Source organism: Streptomyces sp. NPDC002564, assembly GCF_042889645.1.
Classification (GTDB): domain Bacteria; phylum Actinomycetota; class Actinomycetes; order Streptomycetales; family Streptomycetaceae; genus Streptomyces.
The window spans coordinates 149126-164512 of sequence record NZ_JBIARE010000009.1 but is presented as its reverse complement, the minus strand read 5'-3'; the positions used below and the strand labels follow the sequence as shown (position 1 = coordinate 164512).

13 protein-coding genes are annotated in these 15387 nt (G+C 73.8%); 8 read left to right on the top strand and 5 right to left on the bottom strand.

Features of this window, described 5'->3' with window-relative positions:
- The first annotated feature begins 78 nt into the window (after positions 1-78).
- Entirely contained in the window at positions 79-1521 is a 1443-nt protein-coding gene (purB, locus tag ACFYXE_RS28840) for an adenylosuccinate lyase (protein WP_389317231.1), read from the top strand.
- A gap of 105 nt (positions 1522-1626) precedes the next feature.
- Here purB and lysA read toward each other — a convergent pair whose 3' ends face one another.
- Together lysA and ACFYXE_RS28830 are read right to left on the bottom strand one after the other, a co-directional pair.
- Complete coding sequence (gene lysA / locus ACFYXE_RS28835; RefSeq protein WP_389317227.1) at positions 1627-3099, bottom strand: diaminopimelate decarboxylase; 1473 nt, start codon at positions 3097-3099, stop codon at positions 1627-1629.
- A gap of 25 nt (positions 3100-3124) precedes the next feature.
- Positions 3125-3550 (bottom strand): SAV_915 family protein, encoded by a 426-nt coding sequence (locus ACFYXE_RS28830; protein WP_389317224.1) that lies wholly within the window; start codon positions 3548-3550, stop codon positions 3125-3127.
- A 316-nt stretch (positions 3551-3866) separates the two neighbouring features.
- Here ACFYXE_RS28830 and ACFYXE_RS28825 point away from each other — a divergent pair, with 316 nt between their 5' ends.
- From ACFYXE_RS28825 to ACFYXE_RS28805, 5 genes are all read left to right on the top strand, one after another.
- Positions 3867-4658 carry a GNAT family N-acetyltransferase gene (locus ACFYXE_RS28825; RefSeq protein WP_361181571.1) on the top strand — a complete coding sequence of 264 codons (792 nt, stop codon included), beginning with the start codon at positions 3867-3869 and terminating at the stop codon, positions 4656-4658.
- Between the two features lie 207 nt (positions 4659-4865).
- Complete coding sequence (mutA, locus tag ACFYXE_RS28820) at positions 4866-6713, top strand: methylmalonyl-CoA mutase small subunit (protein ID WP_389317220.1); 1848 nt, start codon at positions 4866-4868, stop codon at positions 6711-6713.
- Positions 6713-8914, top strand: coding sequence for a methylmalonyl-CoA mutase (gene scpA, locus ACFYXE_RS28815; RefSeq protein ID WP_389317217.1), 2202 nt, complete (start codon positions 6713-6715; stop codon positions 8912-8914). The genes mutA and scpA overlap by 1 nt, the downstream gene beginning before the upstream one ends.
- 19 nt (positions 8915-8933) lie before the next feature.
- On the top strand, positions 8934-9941 hold the full coding sequence (gene meaB / locus ACFYXE_RS28810) for a methylmalonyl Co-A mutase-associated GTPase MeaB (RefSeq protein ID WP_361180211.1): 1008 nt from the start codon (positions 8934-8936) through the stop codon (positions 9939-9941).
- A 19-nt stretch (positions 9942-9960) separates the two neighbouring features.
- Complete coding sequence (locus ACFYXE_RS28805) at positions 9961-11037, top strand: enoyl-CoA hydratase/isomerase family protein (protein ID WP_389317213.1); 1077 nt, start codon at positions 9961-9963, stop codon at positions 11035-11037.
- Positions 11038-11083: 46 nt separating this feature from the next.
- Here the strand turns inward: ACFYXE_RS28805 and ACFYXE_RS28800 are convergent, their stop codons facing one another.
- The 3 genes from ACFYXE_RS28800 to ACFYXE_RS28790 are packed head-to-tail and all read right to left on the bottom strand — an operon-like array spanning position 11084 to position 13297.
- On the bottom strand, positions 11084-11554 hold the full coding sequence (locus tag ACFYXE_RS28800; protein WP_389317210.1) for a hypothetical protein: 471 nt from the start codon (positions 11552-11554) through the stop codon (positions 11084-11086).
- 34 nt (positions 11555-11588) lie between these two features.
- Positions 11589-12335, bottom strand: a complete 747-nt coding sequence (locus ACFYXE_RS28795) for an ABC transporter permease (protein WP_361180204.1) — start codon at positions 12333-12335, stop codon at positions 11589-11591.
- Between the two features lie 2 nt (positions 12336-12337).
- A complete protein-coding gene (locus ACFYXE_RS28790) occupies positions 12338-13297 on the bottom strand; it encodes an ATP-binding cassette domain-containing protein (RefSeq protein ID WP_389317206.1) in 960 nt (319 codons plus the stop codon).
- A 110-nt stretch (positions 13298-13407) separates the two neighbouring features.
- On the opposite strand from ACFYXE_RS28790, the gene ACFYXE_RS28785 reads away from it, so the two are divergent.
- Complete coding sequence (locus ACFYXE_RS28785; protein WP_389317203.1) at positions 13408-14628, top strand: histidine kinase; 1221 nt, start codon at positions 13408-13410, stop codon at positions 14626-14628.
- A 14-nt stretch (positions 14629-14642) separates the two neighbouring features.
- The gene (locus ACFYXE_RS28780; protein ID WP_389317200.1) at positions 14643-15305 is read left to right on the top strand and encodes a response regulator; all 663 of its coding nucleotides are present in this window, start codon (positions 14643-14645) and stop codon (positions 15303-15305) included.
- Positions 15306-15387: the final 82 nt, after the last annotated feature.

Below are 15387 nucleotides of genomic sequence, written 5' to 3'. Positions count from 1 at the left end.
GATGCTCCAACGAGCCGGGGCCTTCGGGCTGTACGGACGGTCAAAGTGCAGGTCGGAGGCCAGGTAAACTCCGTGCACGTGACTGCCGCGCCTGCAAAGCCCCGTATCCCGAACGTCCTCGCCGGACGTTATGCCTCCGCCGAGCTCGCCACCCTCTGGTCGCCCGAGCAGAAGGTGAAGCTGGAGCGTCAGCTCTGGCTCGCCGTGCTGCGCGCGCAGAAGGACCTGGGGATCGAGGTCCCGGACGCCGCCATCGCCGACTACGAGCGCGTGCTCGACCAGGTCGACCTCGCCTCGATCGCCGAGCGCGAGAAGGTCACCCGCCACGACGTGAAGGCCCGCATCGAGGAGTTCAACGCCCTCGCCGGACACGAGCACGTCCACAAGGGCATGACCTCCCGCGACCTCACCGAGAACGTGGAGCAGCTGCAGATCCGGCTCTCCCTCGAGCTGATCCGCTCCCGCACGGTGGCGGTCCTCGGCCGCCTCGGCAAGCTCGCCGGCGAGTACGCCGAGCTGGTCATGGCGGGCCGCTCGCACAACGTCGCCGCGCAGACCACCACGCTGGGCAAGCGCTTCGCGACCGGCGCCGACGAGCTCCTCGTCGCCCACCGCCGCCTCGACGAGCTGATCGGCCGCTACCCGCTGCGCGGCATCAAGGGCCCGGTCGGCACCGCCCAGGACATGCTCGACCTGCTCGGCGGCGACGCCGCGAAGCTGGCCGACCTGGAGCAGCGCATCGCCTCGCACCTCGGCTTCGAGTCGGCCTTCACCTCGGTCGGCCAGGTCTACCCGCGCTCCCTCGACTACGACGTCGTCACGGCGCTCGTGCAGGTCGCGGCCGCGCCCTCCTCGCTGGCCAAGACGATCCGTCTGATGGCGGGCCACGAGCTGGTCACCGAGGGCTTCAAGCCGGGCCAGGTCGGCTCGTCCGCGATGCCGCACAAGATGAACACCCGCTCCTGCGAGCGCGTCAACGGCCTGACCGTCATCCTGCGCGGCTACGCGTCGATGACCGGCGAGCTCGCGGGCGACCAGTGGAACGAGGGCGACGTCTCCTGCTCCGTCGTGCGCCGGGTCGCGCTGCCCGACGCGTTCTTCGCGCTGGACGGCCTCCTGGAGACGTTCCTGACCGTGCTCGACGAGTTCGGCGCCTTCCCGGCGGTCGTGGCGCGCGAGCTCGACCGCTACCTCCCCTTCCTCGCCACCACCAAGGTCCTGATGGCCTCGGTGCGTGCGGGCGTCGGCCGTGAGGAGGCCCACGAGGCCATCAAGGAGAACGCGGTCGCCTCCGCGCTCGCCATGCGCGAGCAGGGCGCCGAGCGCAACGAACTGCTCGACAAGCTCGCCGCCGACTCCCGCATCCCGCTGGACCGCGCGCAGCTCGACGAGCTGATGGCCGACAAGCTGTCCTTCACCGGTGCCGCCGGGGACCAGGTCGCCCAGGTCGTCGCGCAGGTCGAGGCGCTGCTCAAGGAGCACCCCGAGGCCGCGGCCTACACGCCGGGCGCGATCCTCTGATCCTCTAGCGGTCGCCGCACGCACGCCGCACGCACGCCGGACGGCCCCGGGGCATGACGCCCCGGGGCCGTCCGTCCTGTTCGGCGGCCGGAATCCGCTAGGAAGTCACAGCCCCACGTCCCGGCTGCGGAAGTCCTCCAGCGACTCGCGGCGGACCAGCAGGCGCGCGTGCCCGTCGGCCACCGCGACCACGGGCGGACGCCCCACCAGGTTGTACCCGGAGGCCATCGACAGGTGGTACGCCCCTGCGACCGGGACGGCCAGCAGATCGCCGGGCCGCACGTCGCCGGGCAGCAGGACGTCCGAGGCGAGGATGTCGCCCGCCTCGCAGTGCCGTCCGACGACCGTCACCGGCGCCGGCTCCGCCGTGGCGGGGCGCCCGACCAGGCGGGGCTCGTACCGCACGCCGTACAGCGCCGGCCGCGGGTTGTCGCTCATCCCGCCGTCGACGGCGACGAACGTCCGTCCACCCGTCCGCTTGACCGCGAGCACCCGGTAGAGCGCGACTCCGGCGGGGCCCGCGATGGCCCGCCCCGGCTCCACGATCAGGCGCGGCACGGCCAGGTGGGCCGCCGCGCAGCTCTCGGCCAGTTCGGCCCGCACCTTGCGGGCGAGCTCGGCGATGTCGAGCGCCTCCTCGCCGGGCCGGTACGCGATGCCGTGCCCGCCGCCGAGGTCGAGTTCGGGGAGGGTGACGCCGTGCTGCTCCTTGATGCGGGCCATCAGTCCGACCATGCGGCGCACCGCCGCGAGGTACGGCTTCTCCGTGGTGATCTGCGAGCCCAGGTGGCAGTGCAGGCCCGCCAGTTCGAGGGTCGGCTGGCCCAGGATGCGGGCGACGGCGTGCTGCGCGGATCCGTCCGTCAGGGACAGGCCGAACTTCTGGTCGTCGGTGCCCGTCCTGATCTTGGCGTGCCCGCCGGCCGCGATGCCCGGCACCACCCGCACCAGCACCTTCTGGCGGCTGCCCGGCGGCACGGCGGCGGCCAGGCGGGCGATCTCGGACGCGCTGTCGATGACGATCCGGCCCACCCCGAGGCGCAGGGCGGCCCGCAGGTCCTGCGGGCTCTTGGCGTTGCCGTGCAGCACGATGCGGTGCGCGGGGAAGCCGGTGGTGACGGCGAGCTCCAGCTCACCGGCCGAGCACACGTCGAGGCCGAGGCCCTCCTCGTCCATCCAGTGCGCCATGGCGCGGCAGAGGAACGCCTTGGCGGCGTAGAGGACTTCGGCGTCCGGAAAGGCGCGCAGGTACGTGCGGCAGCGGGCCCGCACGTCGCCTTCGTCGACCAGGTAGGCGGGGGTGCCGAAGCGTTCGGCGATCTCGGTGAGCGCGACCCCGCCGACCGCGAGATCGCCGCGGGCGACACGCGTGGTGGAGGCGGGCCAGACGGACAGCTCATGGTCGGCCGTGGCGCCGCCGGGCCGGCCGCGGTCGCTCCTGGTGGCGTGCCCCGCGGGAGTGACGGGGCCCGTGGGGGTGGCGGGACCAGCGGGGACCGCGGGACCAGCAGAGGTGACGGGACCAGCGGACGTGACGGGCGCCGGCGGCGGGAAAGGGGGAACGTGCAGTGTGGTCATGACAGCTTCTCTCTACGCCTCGGCCTCAGCCGATCCACGGGGTCAGTGCGCCGACCAGGGCCGCCGCGCCGGTCGCCCGCAGGGCGAGGGCGTCCACGGTCCGCGGTCCCCGGTCCCGCAGACCGGCCGCGTACCGTGCGGCGGGGCGCAGCGGCGGCGCGCCGACCGGCTGCGCGGCGAACCGCGGGTCGACGGTGACCTCGCCGACGCCGAGCGGCACGGTGAGCGCGCGCAGGGCCGGTTCGGAGAGCCTGATCCACTCCTGCCGGGCGCCGAGGGCGGCGGTCAGCCGCTGGGGGGTGGTGAAGGCGACGGCGGTGCGTCCGCCGACGGGCGTGCGGAACAGGCGGGCCACACAGCCCGCGGGTCCCGGCCGGACGGGGACGAACAGCGGTCCGGCCGGGCCGGGTTCACAGGGCTCGGGGTCCTCGCCGCACGGAAGCTCTGCCATGGGTTCCTCCTTCGGGGCCGGGGCCCGTTCGGCCCGCGGCACACGGCGACGTTATGCCCGGCACCCCGTGCCAACCGACCCTCCATGACGCGACGTTGACGCGCGTACGCCCACCTCTGACGCGATGCTGGCGCACGGCGCGTCCGCTCATCAGTGCGGCGTCAATGCGGGTGAGGCGCTCTTGAGCCCGCGGGCTCCGCACAGTTGGATGTCCGCAGAGCGGGAACCCGGCACCGAAGCGGCCGGCCCCCGGGCCGCGGCCCGGCCGACCGGCGCACCCGTTTCACTCGAAGGTCTCACTCCGGAGGAGCGCCCGATGATTCAGCTTCCCCCGCACCACCTCCCCGCGGTGCCCCGCTGGTTCGCGCCCGGAACGCCCGGCCCCGCCGCCCTGCCCGAGCACGTGACGTCGACCGGTGTCGGCCACTGGTGGGCCGACCGCGCCCTGGACCCGCGGGCCGTCGCGGTCTCCTGCGCGGGGCACGTGCTGCTGCGCGGGGACCCGGGCAGCGTCGCGCCGGACCTCCTCGCCCCCTTCGCCCGCAGCCATGTCGAGGCCCCCGTCCGGTTCCTGCCCGTGCTCGGTGCCGCCTTCGACCGGCTCGTACCGGCCGAGCGCATGGTCTACGTGCACCGGGAGCCGGTGGACGCGCCCCGGCCGCCGCGGGGTGTGACCGTGCGCCGCCTGACGCCCGACGACGCCCCCGCGCTCGCCGCGCTCTCCCCCGAATCATCGTGGATCCACGACAGTTGGGGCGGCCCCGAGGGGCTCGCCGGTTCCGGGCACGGCTGGGCCGCCGTCGACCGGGGCGGCCAGATCGCCGCGGTGGCCTGCGGCTACTTCACCGGACAGACGTACGAGGACGTGGCCGTCCTCACCGCCCCCGAGCGCCGCCGCGAGCGTCTCGCGCTCGCCTGCGTCACCCAGCTGTGCCGGGACATCACCGCGCGCGGGCGGACCGCGAGCTGGTCCTGCGGGCGCGACAACCGCCCCAGCCGGCTGCTGGCATGGACGGCCGGCTTCCGGCTGCACCGCGAGTACGTCCAGTACGTCACCGGGCGGCCCGTCGCCCGCCCCGGCACCGCCCCGCACGCCGCCTCCGCCTGACGCATCCGCGCACACCGCCTCCCGCGCGGCCGCCCGCCGGTACGCGCGCAGGCGGCCGTCCGGCCCGTCACCTGCCCGGACGGCGGATCCGGTGCCTCCGGCAAGCACTAGCCGCCCGCTCGTTCGAGTTCAAGAGCGATCAGAAGAGGGCAAGGTCACAGCCCTTGGTGGCACCGCGTGCCATGGGTTGCGCCCTAGCATCGGGGCATGACGGTCCAGCCTGACGACGGGCTTTCGCTGGCCGCCGAGTTCCCTGATGCGACCCATGAGCAGTGGCAGCGCCTTGTGGAAGGCGTGCTGCGCAAATCGGGTAAGGACGTATCGGGCACGGCCGCCGAGGAAGCACTGTCCACCGCTCTCGAGGACGGGCTCACCACCCGCCCGCTGTACACCTCCCGCGCCTCCGACCCCGATGTCGGACATCCCGGTTTCGCCCCCTTCGTACGGGGTGGCACGGCCGGCGGCAGCGCGGCCGCGGGCTGGGACGTGCGGCAGCGCCACGCGAGCTCCGACCCCGCCCGCACGAACGAGGCCGTCCTCGGGGACCTGGAGAACGGCGTCACGTCGGTGTGGCTCGGCGTGGGCGCGCACGGCATCCCCGTGTCCGGGCTGCCGGAGGCGCTCAAGGGCGTCTACCTCGACCTCGCGCCCGTCGCGCTCGACGCGGGCGCGGAGTTCGTCCCCGCCGCGCACGCCCTGCTCGCCCTCTACGAGGCGGCGGGCGTGGCGAAGGCCGCGGCGCGCGGCACCCTCGGCGCCGATGTCCTCGGCCACGAGGCGCGCACCGGCGAGGCCTTGGACCCCGCGGGCGCCACGGAGCTCGCGCGGCTGTGCGCACGGGAGTACCCGGGACTCCGCGCGCTGACCGTGGACGCGCTGCCCTATCACGAGGCGGGCGGCTCGGCGGCGCAGGAGCTCGGCGCCTCGCTCGCCACCGGCGTGGCCTACCTGCGGGAGCTGACCGCGGCCGGTCTGTCGGTCGAAGAGGCCTGCGCGCAGCTGGAGTTCCGCTACGCGGCGACCGCCGACCAGTTCCTGACCATCGCCAAGATGCGTGCGGCGCGGCGGCTTTGGGCGCGGGTCGCCGAGGTGAGCGGCGCGCCCGAGGCCGGCGCGCAGCGCCAGCACGCGGTGACCTCGCCGGTCATGATGACGCGCCGCGACCCGTGGGTGAACATGCTGCGCACGACGGTGGCCTGCATGGCCGCCGGTGTCGGCGGCGCGGACTCCGTCACCGTCCTGCCGTTCGACCACTCGCTCGGCCTGCCCGACGCGTTCGCCCGCCGGATCGCCCGCAACACCTCCACGATCCTCATCGAGGAGTCCCACCTGGCCCGGGTCATCGACCCGGCGGGCGGCTCCTGGTACGTGGAGCGGCTCACCGACGAACTCGCGCATGCGGGCTGGGCGTTCTTCCAGGAGATCGAGCGGGCGGGCGGCCAGGCGGCGGCCCTGCGGTCCGGGCTCGTCCGCGAACGCCTCGCGGCCACCTGGGCCGAGCGCAGCAGGAAGCTCGCCAAGCGCCGCGAGCCGATCACCGGGGTCAGCGAGTTCCCGCAGCTCGCCGAGCGCGCCGTGGAGCGCGACGCGGGACCGGCCGCACCGGCGGGCGGTCTGCCCCGGGTGCGTCGCGACGAGGCGTACGAGGCGCTGCGCGCCCGCTCCGACGCGCACCTCGCGGCGACCGGGGCACGCCCGCGGGTGTTCCTCGCCGCGCTCGGCCCCGCCGCCGCGCACACCGCGCGGGCCACCTTCGCGGCCAACCTGTTCCAGGCGGGCGGCATCGAGGCCGTGCACGAGCCGGCGACGGTCGACCCCGCGACGGCCGCCGAGGCCTTCCGGGCCAGCGGCGCGACCGTGGCGTGCCTGTGTTCCAACGACACCTTCTACGCCGAGCAGGCCGAGGCGGTCGCGCAGGCCCTCACCGCGGCGGGCGCCGCACGCGTGTATCTCGCGGGGCGCGGGGAGTACGCCGGTGTCGACGCGTACGTCTTCGCGGGCTGCGACGCCGTCGACGTGCTCTCCTCCACCCTCGACCGTATGGGAGTGGCGTAATGCGCATCCCCGACTTCTCCTCCGTCGACCTGGGCTCCGGCACGGGCGCCGCGGGCTCGCCCGAGCAGTGGCGGACCGCCGTGAAGGAGTCCACCGGCCGGTCCGAGAGCGACCTCCTGTGGGAGACGCCCGAAGGCATCGCGGTCAAACCGCTGTACACCGGTGCCGACCTGGAGGGCCTCGACTTCCTCGGGACGTACCCGGGCGTGGCGCCGTACCTGCGCGGGCCCTATCCGACGATGTACGTGAACCAGCCGTGGACGATCCGTCAGTACGCGGGCTTCTCCACGGCCGAGGAGTCCAACGCCTTCTACCGCCGCAACCTCGCGGCCGGGCAGAAGGGCCTGTCGGTCGCCTTCGACCTGCCCACGCACCGCGGTTACGACAGCGACCACCCGCGCGTGACGGGCGACGTCGGCATGGCGGGCGTGGCGATCGACTCGATCTACGACATGCGCCAGCTCTTCGACGGCATTCCGCTGGACAAGATGACGGTGTCGATGACGATGAACGGCGCGGTGCTGCCGGTCCTCGCGCTGTACATCGTGGCGGCCGAGGAGCAGGGCGTACCGCCGGAGAAGCTCGCGGGGACCATTCAGAACGACATCCTCAAAGAGTTCATGGTCCGCAACACCTACATCTATCCGCCGAAGCCCTCGATGCGGATCATCTCCGACATCTTCGCGTACACCTCGCAGAAGATGCCGCGCTACAACTCCATCTCCATCTCCGGCTACCACATCCAGGAGGCGGGCGCGACGGCCGACCTGGAGCTGGCGTACACCCTCGCCGACGGGGTGGAGTACCTGAGGGCGGGTCAGGAGGCCGGTCTGGACGTCGACGCGTTCGCGCCGCGGCTCTCCTTCTTCTGGGCGATCGGCATGAACTTCTTCATGGAGGTCGCCAAGCTCCGCGCGGCGCGCCTGCTGTGGGCGAAGCTCGTCAAGCAGTTCGACCCGAAGAACGCCAAGTCGCTCTCGTTGCGCACCCATTCGCAGACGTCGGGCTGGTCGCTGACCGCGCAGGACGTGTTCAACAACGTCACGCGCACCTGCGTCGAGGCGATGGCGGCCACCCAGGGGCACACCCAGTCCCTGCACACGAACGCGCTGGACGAGGCGCTCGCGCTGCCCACCGACTTCTCCGCGCGCATCGCCCGCAACACCCAGCTCCTGATCCAGCAGGAGTCGGGCACGACCCGCACGATCGACCCGTGGGGCGGCAGCGCCTACGTCGAGAAGCTGACGTACGACCTGGCGCGCCGTGCCTGGCAGCACATCGAGGAGGTCGAGGCGGCGGGCGGCATGGCCCAGGCCATCGACGCCGGCATCCCGAAGCTGCGCGTGGAGGAGGCCGCCGCGCGTACCCAGGCCCGCATCGACTCGGGGCGCCAGCCGGTGATCGGCGTCAACAAGTACCGGGTGGACAGCGACGAGCAGATCGAGGTCCTGAAGGTCGACAACTCCTCGGTGCGCAGCCAGCAGATCGCCAAGCTGCGGCGGCTGCGGGAGGAGCGTGACGAGTCGGTCTGCCAGGACGCGCTGCGCGCGCTCACCGCGGCGGCCCGGCGCGGCCCCGGCCAGGGCCTGGAGGGCAACCTGCTCGCCCTCGCCGTCGACGCGGCCCGCGCCAAGGCCACCGTCGGTGAGATCTCCGACGCACTGGAGAGCGAGTACGGGCGGCACGCGGGCCAGATCCGTACGATCTCCGGTGTGTACCGCACCGAAGCAGGCCAGTCCCCGTCCGTCGAGCGCACCCGCACGCTGGTGGACGCCTTCGACGAGGCCGAGGGCCGCAGGCCCCGCATCCTGGTCGCCAAGATGGGCCAGGACGGGCACGACCGCGGCCAGAAGGTGATCGCGTCGGCCTTCGCCGACCTGGGCTTCGACGTGGACGTCGGCCCGCTGTTCCAGACGCCGGCGGAGGTCGCCCGGCAGGCCGTGGAGGCGGACGTGCACATCGTGGGCGTCTCGTCGCTGGCCGCGGGGCACCTCACCCTCGTACCGGCGCTGCGCGAGGAGCTGGCCGCCGAGGGCCGCGAGGACATCATGATCGTGGTGGGCGGGGTCATCCCGCCGCAGGACATCGAGGCGCTGCACGAGGCGGGCGCCACGGCGGTCTTCCCGCCGGGCACGGTCATCCCGGACGCGGCGTACGACCTGGTGCGGCGTCTGGCGGCCGATCTCGGCCACGAGCTGTGAGCCGGTGAGTGCCGAACCCATGGCTGTGACGATCGACATCGACACGTATGTGAAGGGCGTCCTCGACGGGAAGCGCGCGTACATCGCGCGCGCCATCACCCTCGTCGAGTCGACCCGGCCGCAGCACCGCGCGCTCGCCCAGCGGTTGCTGACCGAGCTGCTCCCGCACAGCGGGCGGGCCCGGCGGGTCGGCATCAGCGGGGTGCCGGGCGTGGGCAAGTCCACGTTCATCGACGCGCTCGGCACGATGCTGACCTCGCTCGGCCACCGGGTCGCGGTGCTCGCCGTCGACCCGTCGTCCACCCGGACGGGCGGCTCGATCCTGGGCGACAAGACCAGGATGGAGCGGCTCTCGCTGGACCCCGCCGCCTTCGTGCGCCCCTCCCCCTCCGCCGGGACGCTCGGCGGGGTCGCCAAGGCGACGCGGGAGTCGATCGTGGTGATGGAGGCCGCGGGGTACGACGTGGTGCTGGTGGAGACCGTGGGGGTCGGGCAGTCGGAGACGGCCGTCGCGAACATGGTCGACACGTTCCTGCTGCTGACCCTCGCGCGCACCGGTGACCAGCTGCAGGGCATCAAGAAGGGCGTGCTGGAGCTCGCGGACGTCATCGCGGTGAACAAGGCGGACGGGCCGCACGAGCGGGACGCCCGGTCGGCGGCGCGGGAACTCGCGGGCGCGCTGCGCCTGATGCATCCCGCCGACGCGGCGTGGACGCCTCCGGTGCTGACCTGCAGCGCCCGCGAGTCCTCCGGTCTCGACACGCTCTGGGAGCGCGTCGAGCAGCACCGCACGCTGCTCGACTCCGCGGGGCGTCTCGCCGACAAGCGCCGCGACCAGCAGGTCGACTGGACCTGGGCGATGGTCCGGGACGAGCTGCTTGACAGACTGCGGGGGCACGCGGACGTACGACGGGTCGCCCCGGATCTGGAGACCCGGGTCCGGGAGGGCACGTTGACGGCCACGTCGGCAGCCGAGCAGATCCTCGACGCGTTCCAGGGCGAGATCCCCGGACCGCGTCCCACGTGAACGGAGCGATCCCCGCACCATGAACGCCACGCACGACGCCACCACCGCCACGTCCGACGACGCTCCCGTGCTGCTCCGGCGGGCGGGCCGCGCCGGACACCTCGTCCTGAACCGGCCCCGGGCCATCAACGCCCTGAACCACGCCATGGTCCGCATCATGGCCGAGGCGCTGGACTCCTGGGAGCACGACGCGTCGGTGGCGACGGTGGTGGTCACCGGCGCCGGGGAGCGCGGGCTGTGCGCGGGCGGGGACATCCGCTCCATCCACGACGACGTCCGTGCGGGCGGCGCGGACGCGTCCGCCGCCTTCTGGCACGACGAGTACGTCCTGAACGCGCGGATCGCCCGCTACCCGAAGCCGTACGTCGCGGTCATGGACGGCATCGTGATGGGCGGCGGCGTGGGGATCTCGGCGCACGGCGGGGTGCGGGTGGTCACCGAGCGGTCGCGGGTGGCGATGCCGGAGACCGGGATCGGTTTCGTGCCCGACGTCGGCGGCACCTTCCTGCTCACCCGCACGCCCGGCGAGCTCGGCACGCATCTCGCGCTGACCGGCACGGCGGTGGGGGCGGGCGACGCGCTGCTCTGCGGCCTCGCCGACCACTTCGTCCCCTCGGAGCGCCTCGCGGAGTTCACCGCGGCGCTGGCCGACCGGTCCCCCGCCGATGCCGTACGGGAGTTCGCGACGGAGGCTCCGGCGGGCGAGCTGGCCGGGCAGCGCGCGTGGATCGACTCCTGCTACGCCGCGGACTCGGTCGAGGAGATCGTCGACCGGCTGCGGGCGGTCGGGGATCCGCAGGCGAAGGAGGCGGCCGAGACGATCCTGGCGAAGTCGCCGACGTCGCTGAAGGTCACGCTGGCGGCGCTGCGCCGGGCACGTGAACTGCCCTCCCTGGAGGCCGTCCTGGAGCAGGAGTACCGGGTGTCCTGCGCCACGCTGTCCGCGCCCGATCTGCCCGAGGGCATCCGGGCCCAGGTCGTCGACAAGGACCGCAGGCCGCGGTGGTCGCCCGCGGAGCTCTCCCAGGTGTCGGCGGCGGATGTCGCCCGGTGCTTCGAACCCGCGGCGGGCAGGGGCACGCTCGGCCTCGTCTGATCGCGGGTGTGCCGTGCCGGAGGCGGCAGGCGCGCGGTCCGGGCCGTCACGGCGGGTCGGTCTCGGTGACCACGGCAAGGAGCTGGAAGGGCAGTTCCTTGTCCGCCTGTGCGACGCCGAGGGCGATCCACCGGCCGTCCACCCGCCACAGGTGCAGGTCGGGCGCGCAGGAGCTCAGGTGGGCCCACGGCTCCGGTATCTCCTCGGCGGCCCCCTCCCCGTCCGTGCCGCCGAAGTCCGCCGCCACGACGCGCTCGAAGAGGCTGGCCAGGCTGAACCGCTGCGGCGGTCCCCAGCGGTCGGCGAGGAGGACGGCCAAGGCGTCGCGCTCCGCCTCGTACTGCTCCTCGGTGGCCTCCCAGCGGGTGCCGTCGTCCTCCCAGAAGGTGTCGCTCGTCAGTAACTCGGCGACGTGATAGCCGGGACCCTGCGAGCCGCGCTCGGACCTGCCGTGCTCCGCGGGGAACTCCCGGGAGCGCAGCAGGTCGATCGCGGCGAGGTGCTCTGCGCTGCTCATGACGTCCAGTAAAGCGGGCGCCACTGACAACGCGTCACGCGTCGCGCCGTCGTACCGCCCACCAGCCGGCGAGCAGCGCGGCGGCCGCCCAGGCCGCGGTGACGGCGAGTCCCGTCCACGGGCCGAGGGTGCCCGACGGGGCCTGGTGCAGCACCTGCTGGCCGGCCCGGTCCGGCAGGAACTCCGCGGCCCCGCTCGCCACGTCGCCCACCACGAAGGACACGATCAGGGTGAAGGGGATCAGGATGCCGAGGACGGCGGCCCCGCTGCGCAGCAGGGCCGTCAGGCCCGCCGCCAGGAGCGCCATCAGCGCCAGGTAGATGCCGCCGCCGACGCAGGCCCGCACGGCGCCGGGGTGGCCGAGCCCGATCGCGTACTCCCCCAGGAAGGCCTGGCCGACGAGGAACGTGCCGAAGCTGCTGGCCAGCCCGACGGCGAGGGCCAGGCCGCCGACGACCGCCGTCTTGGCGCCGTAGAACAGACCCCGGCGCGGCACGGCGGCGAGCGAGACGCGCAGGGCACCGCTCTTGTACTCGTGGGAGACCGCGGTGGTGCCGAAGCTGATGGCGGCGATCTGGCCGAAGTTGAAGGCGTAGAAGGCGTCGAACAGCGGCTCGGCTCCGGCGTTGTCCGCCTCGGCCTTGCCGACCGCGGCGAAGACCAGGGCGGTGATGGCGACGGTGACCGCGAGCACGGCGATCAGCGAACCCCAACTGGAGCGCAGGGACCTCAGCTTGATCCACTCGGCGTGGGCCACGGGCAGCACGGCGGTGCGGGACATGATCAGACCTCCTGGCGGGACGTGCGGGCGGTGGCCGTGGCGGGCGGGGGCGGCGCGGTGGCCGCGAACTCCGTCGCGTCGGCGGTCAGGGCGAGGTAGGCCTCCTCCAGAGAGGCCTGTTCGTCGGCGAGTTCGAGGACCGGGACGCCGATGCCCGCCGCGACCGCACCGATCTCCGCGGCCCGCGCGCCCTCGACGGTCCAGCGGCCGTCGACGGCGTCCCCCAGGACGTACCCCTTGCCGCGCAGGGCGGCCCGGAGGCGGTCGGGCTCCGTGGAGCGGACCCGCACCCGGCCGCGGCTGTGCGCCGCGATGAAGTCGTCCAGGGGCGTGTCCGTCAGGAGCCTGCCGCGGCCGAGCACCACCAGGTGGTCGGCGAAGGTGGCGGTCTCGTTCATGAGGTGGCTGGAGACGAGGACGGTGCGGCCCTCGCGCGCCAGACGCCGCATCAGTTCGCGGATCCAGATGATGCCTTCGGGGTCGAGGCCGTTCGACGGCTCGTCCAGCATCACGACGCCGGGGTCGCCGAGGAGCGCCGCGGCGATGCCGAGCCGCTGCCGCATGCCCAGGGAGTACGTCTTGATCCTGCGCCGAGCCACGGAGGTGAGCCCCGCCTCGTCGAGCACCTCGTCCACACGGCGGACGGGGAGCCGGTTGCTGACGGCGAGGGCGCGCAGGTGGTCGCGGGCGGTGCGTGAGCCGTGCGCCGCCTGGGCGTCGAGGAGCGCGCCGACGTGGCGCAGGGGTTCGCCGAGGGAGACGTAGGGGCGGCCGCCCACCGTGGCCGTGCCGGACGTGGGGCGGTCCAGGCCGAGCACGAGGCGCATGGTGGTGGACTTGCCCGCGCCGTTGGGGCCGAGGAAGCCGGTGACCCGGCCGGGACGCACGCTGAACGTGAGGGCGTCCACGGCCCGTGTCGTGCCGTACTCCTTGGTGAGGTCTTGGACGTCGATGCTGGTCATGGGCATCAGCCTCACCGCCGGGGGCAGTCCCGGTCTTCCCCCGCCCGGGGAGATCCTCTCCCCCTCACGGGGGAGCCGTGCGCGCCGTCGGGCCTGACAGGATGAGCGGCATGCCCGACTTCCTGAGCCCCCTCACGCGTGCGGTCACCTACACGCGGTGCCTGCACGCGCTCCTGGGCTCCGGAGTCGCCTGGGTCTGCGCCGCCGTCTATCCGGGTCTCTCCGATCCGACGCGCACCGACTGGCTCCTCGTGCTGGTCATCCCGGTCCCGCTGTTGACGACGGCCGCCCTGGTGGTGCCCGCGCTGCGCAGGGCCGAGGGGCTGCAGGCCCGGATGATGCTGTTTCCCGGCGCCCACGCGCGCGGGGAGGGTGCCGAGGAGCACGCGGTGATCTCCGTGGCGCCGTCGGCCTCGTGGCGTGACCGGGGCAGGACGGCGCTGTGGCTCGTGCTCCGGTTGGAGATCGGCTGCGCCTTGGTGCTGGCGACCGGGCAACTCATCGGCATGGTGTTCCTGTTGCTGGGGGCGACCGACGAACCTCCGGGGAGCGACGGGCTCGTCCTGCCCGTGCCGTCGGCCGATGTGTTCGCCGTGCCGCTGAGCGTCGTCCTGGTCCTGGCGGAGTTCGCGGTGGTCGTCGGCGCCGGGCACCTGATGACCGCCGCGGCCCGCCGCTTCCTCGGCCCCTCCCCCGCCGAGCGGCTCGCCGTCCTCGAGGAGCGCACCGAGCAGCTCCTCGAACGCAACCGCATCGCCCGGGAGCTGCACGACTCGATCGGTCACGCGCTGACCGTCGCGGTCGTCCAGGCCGGTGCCGCCCGCGCCGCCGCCGACCCCGGTTTCACCGACCGCGCCCTGGAGGCGATCGAGGAGACGGGCCGGGAGGCGCTGGAGGATCTGGAGCGGGTGCTGCGCGTGCTGCGCGAGGACGGGCAGCCGGCGAGCGGCCGGCCCACGCTCGCGGACACCGAGCGTCTCCTCGACTCCGCGCGCGCCTCGGGCGCGAAGGTCGACGTGGAGGTGACGGGCCCGGTCGAACGGGTCCCCGGCGCGGTCTCCCGCGAGGGCTACCGCATGCTCCAGGAGGCCCTGACGAACGTGCTGCGCCACTCGGGCCCGGTGCCGGTGCGGCTGCGCATAGCCGTCGACGACGCCCGCCTCCTGATGAGCGTGCGCAACGCGCTGCCGCAGGCGCCGGCGGGCGCCACCGGGCGGGGCGGCAGCGGGCTGCGCGGCATCAGGGAACGGGCCACCCTGCTCGGCGGACGCGCCACCACGGGCCCGCACGACGGCGAATGGCAGGTGCACGTCGAGCTGCCGCTCGCGTGATCTACGCTGGCCGGATGCCGGTCACAGTGCTCCTGGTCGACGACGAACCCCTGGTCCGGGCGGGGCTGCGCGCCGTCCTGGAGGCCCAGCCCGACCTTCGGGTGGTGGGCGAGGCGGCCGACGGCGCGGCCGTCATCCCGCTCGTGCGGGAACTGCGGCCCGACGTGGTCGCCATGGATGTCCGCATGCCGCTGCTCGACGGCATCGAGGCGACCCGCGCCCTGCTGCGTTCCGTGCAGGATCCGCCGAAGATCCTCGTGGTGACGACCTTCGAGAACGACGAGTACGTGTACGAGGCGCTGCGCGCCGGGGCGGACGGGTTCCTGCTGAAGCGGGCCAGGCCCGCGGAGATCGTGAACGCCGTGCGGCTGGTCGCCGAGGGCGAGTCGCTGCTCTTTCCCGCCGCGGTGCGGCAGCTGGCCGGTGAGTACGGTGCCGAGCGCGGCAATCCGCGGGCGCGCGCCGCGCTCGACAGGGCGGCGCTGACCGAGCGTGAGGCGGAGGTGCTGCGGCTGATGGCGGCGGGCCTGTCGAACGCGGAGATCGCCGCCCGTCTCGTGGTCGGCACGGAGACGGTGAAGTCGCACGTCAGCGCCGTCCTCGCCAAGCTGGGCGCGCGGGACAGGACGCAGGCGGTCATCGCGGCGTACGAGTCCGGCTTCGTCTCTCCCGGATGAGCGGCGAACCCGGGGTGATGACGGGCCCGGCACTCGCCGCGGCCCCGCCCTGCGAGTACGATCCGGCCATCATGCGCACGAG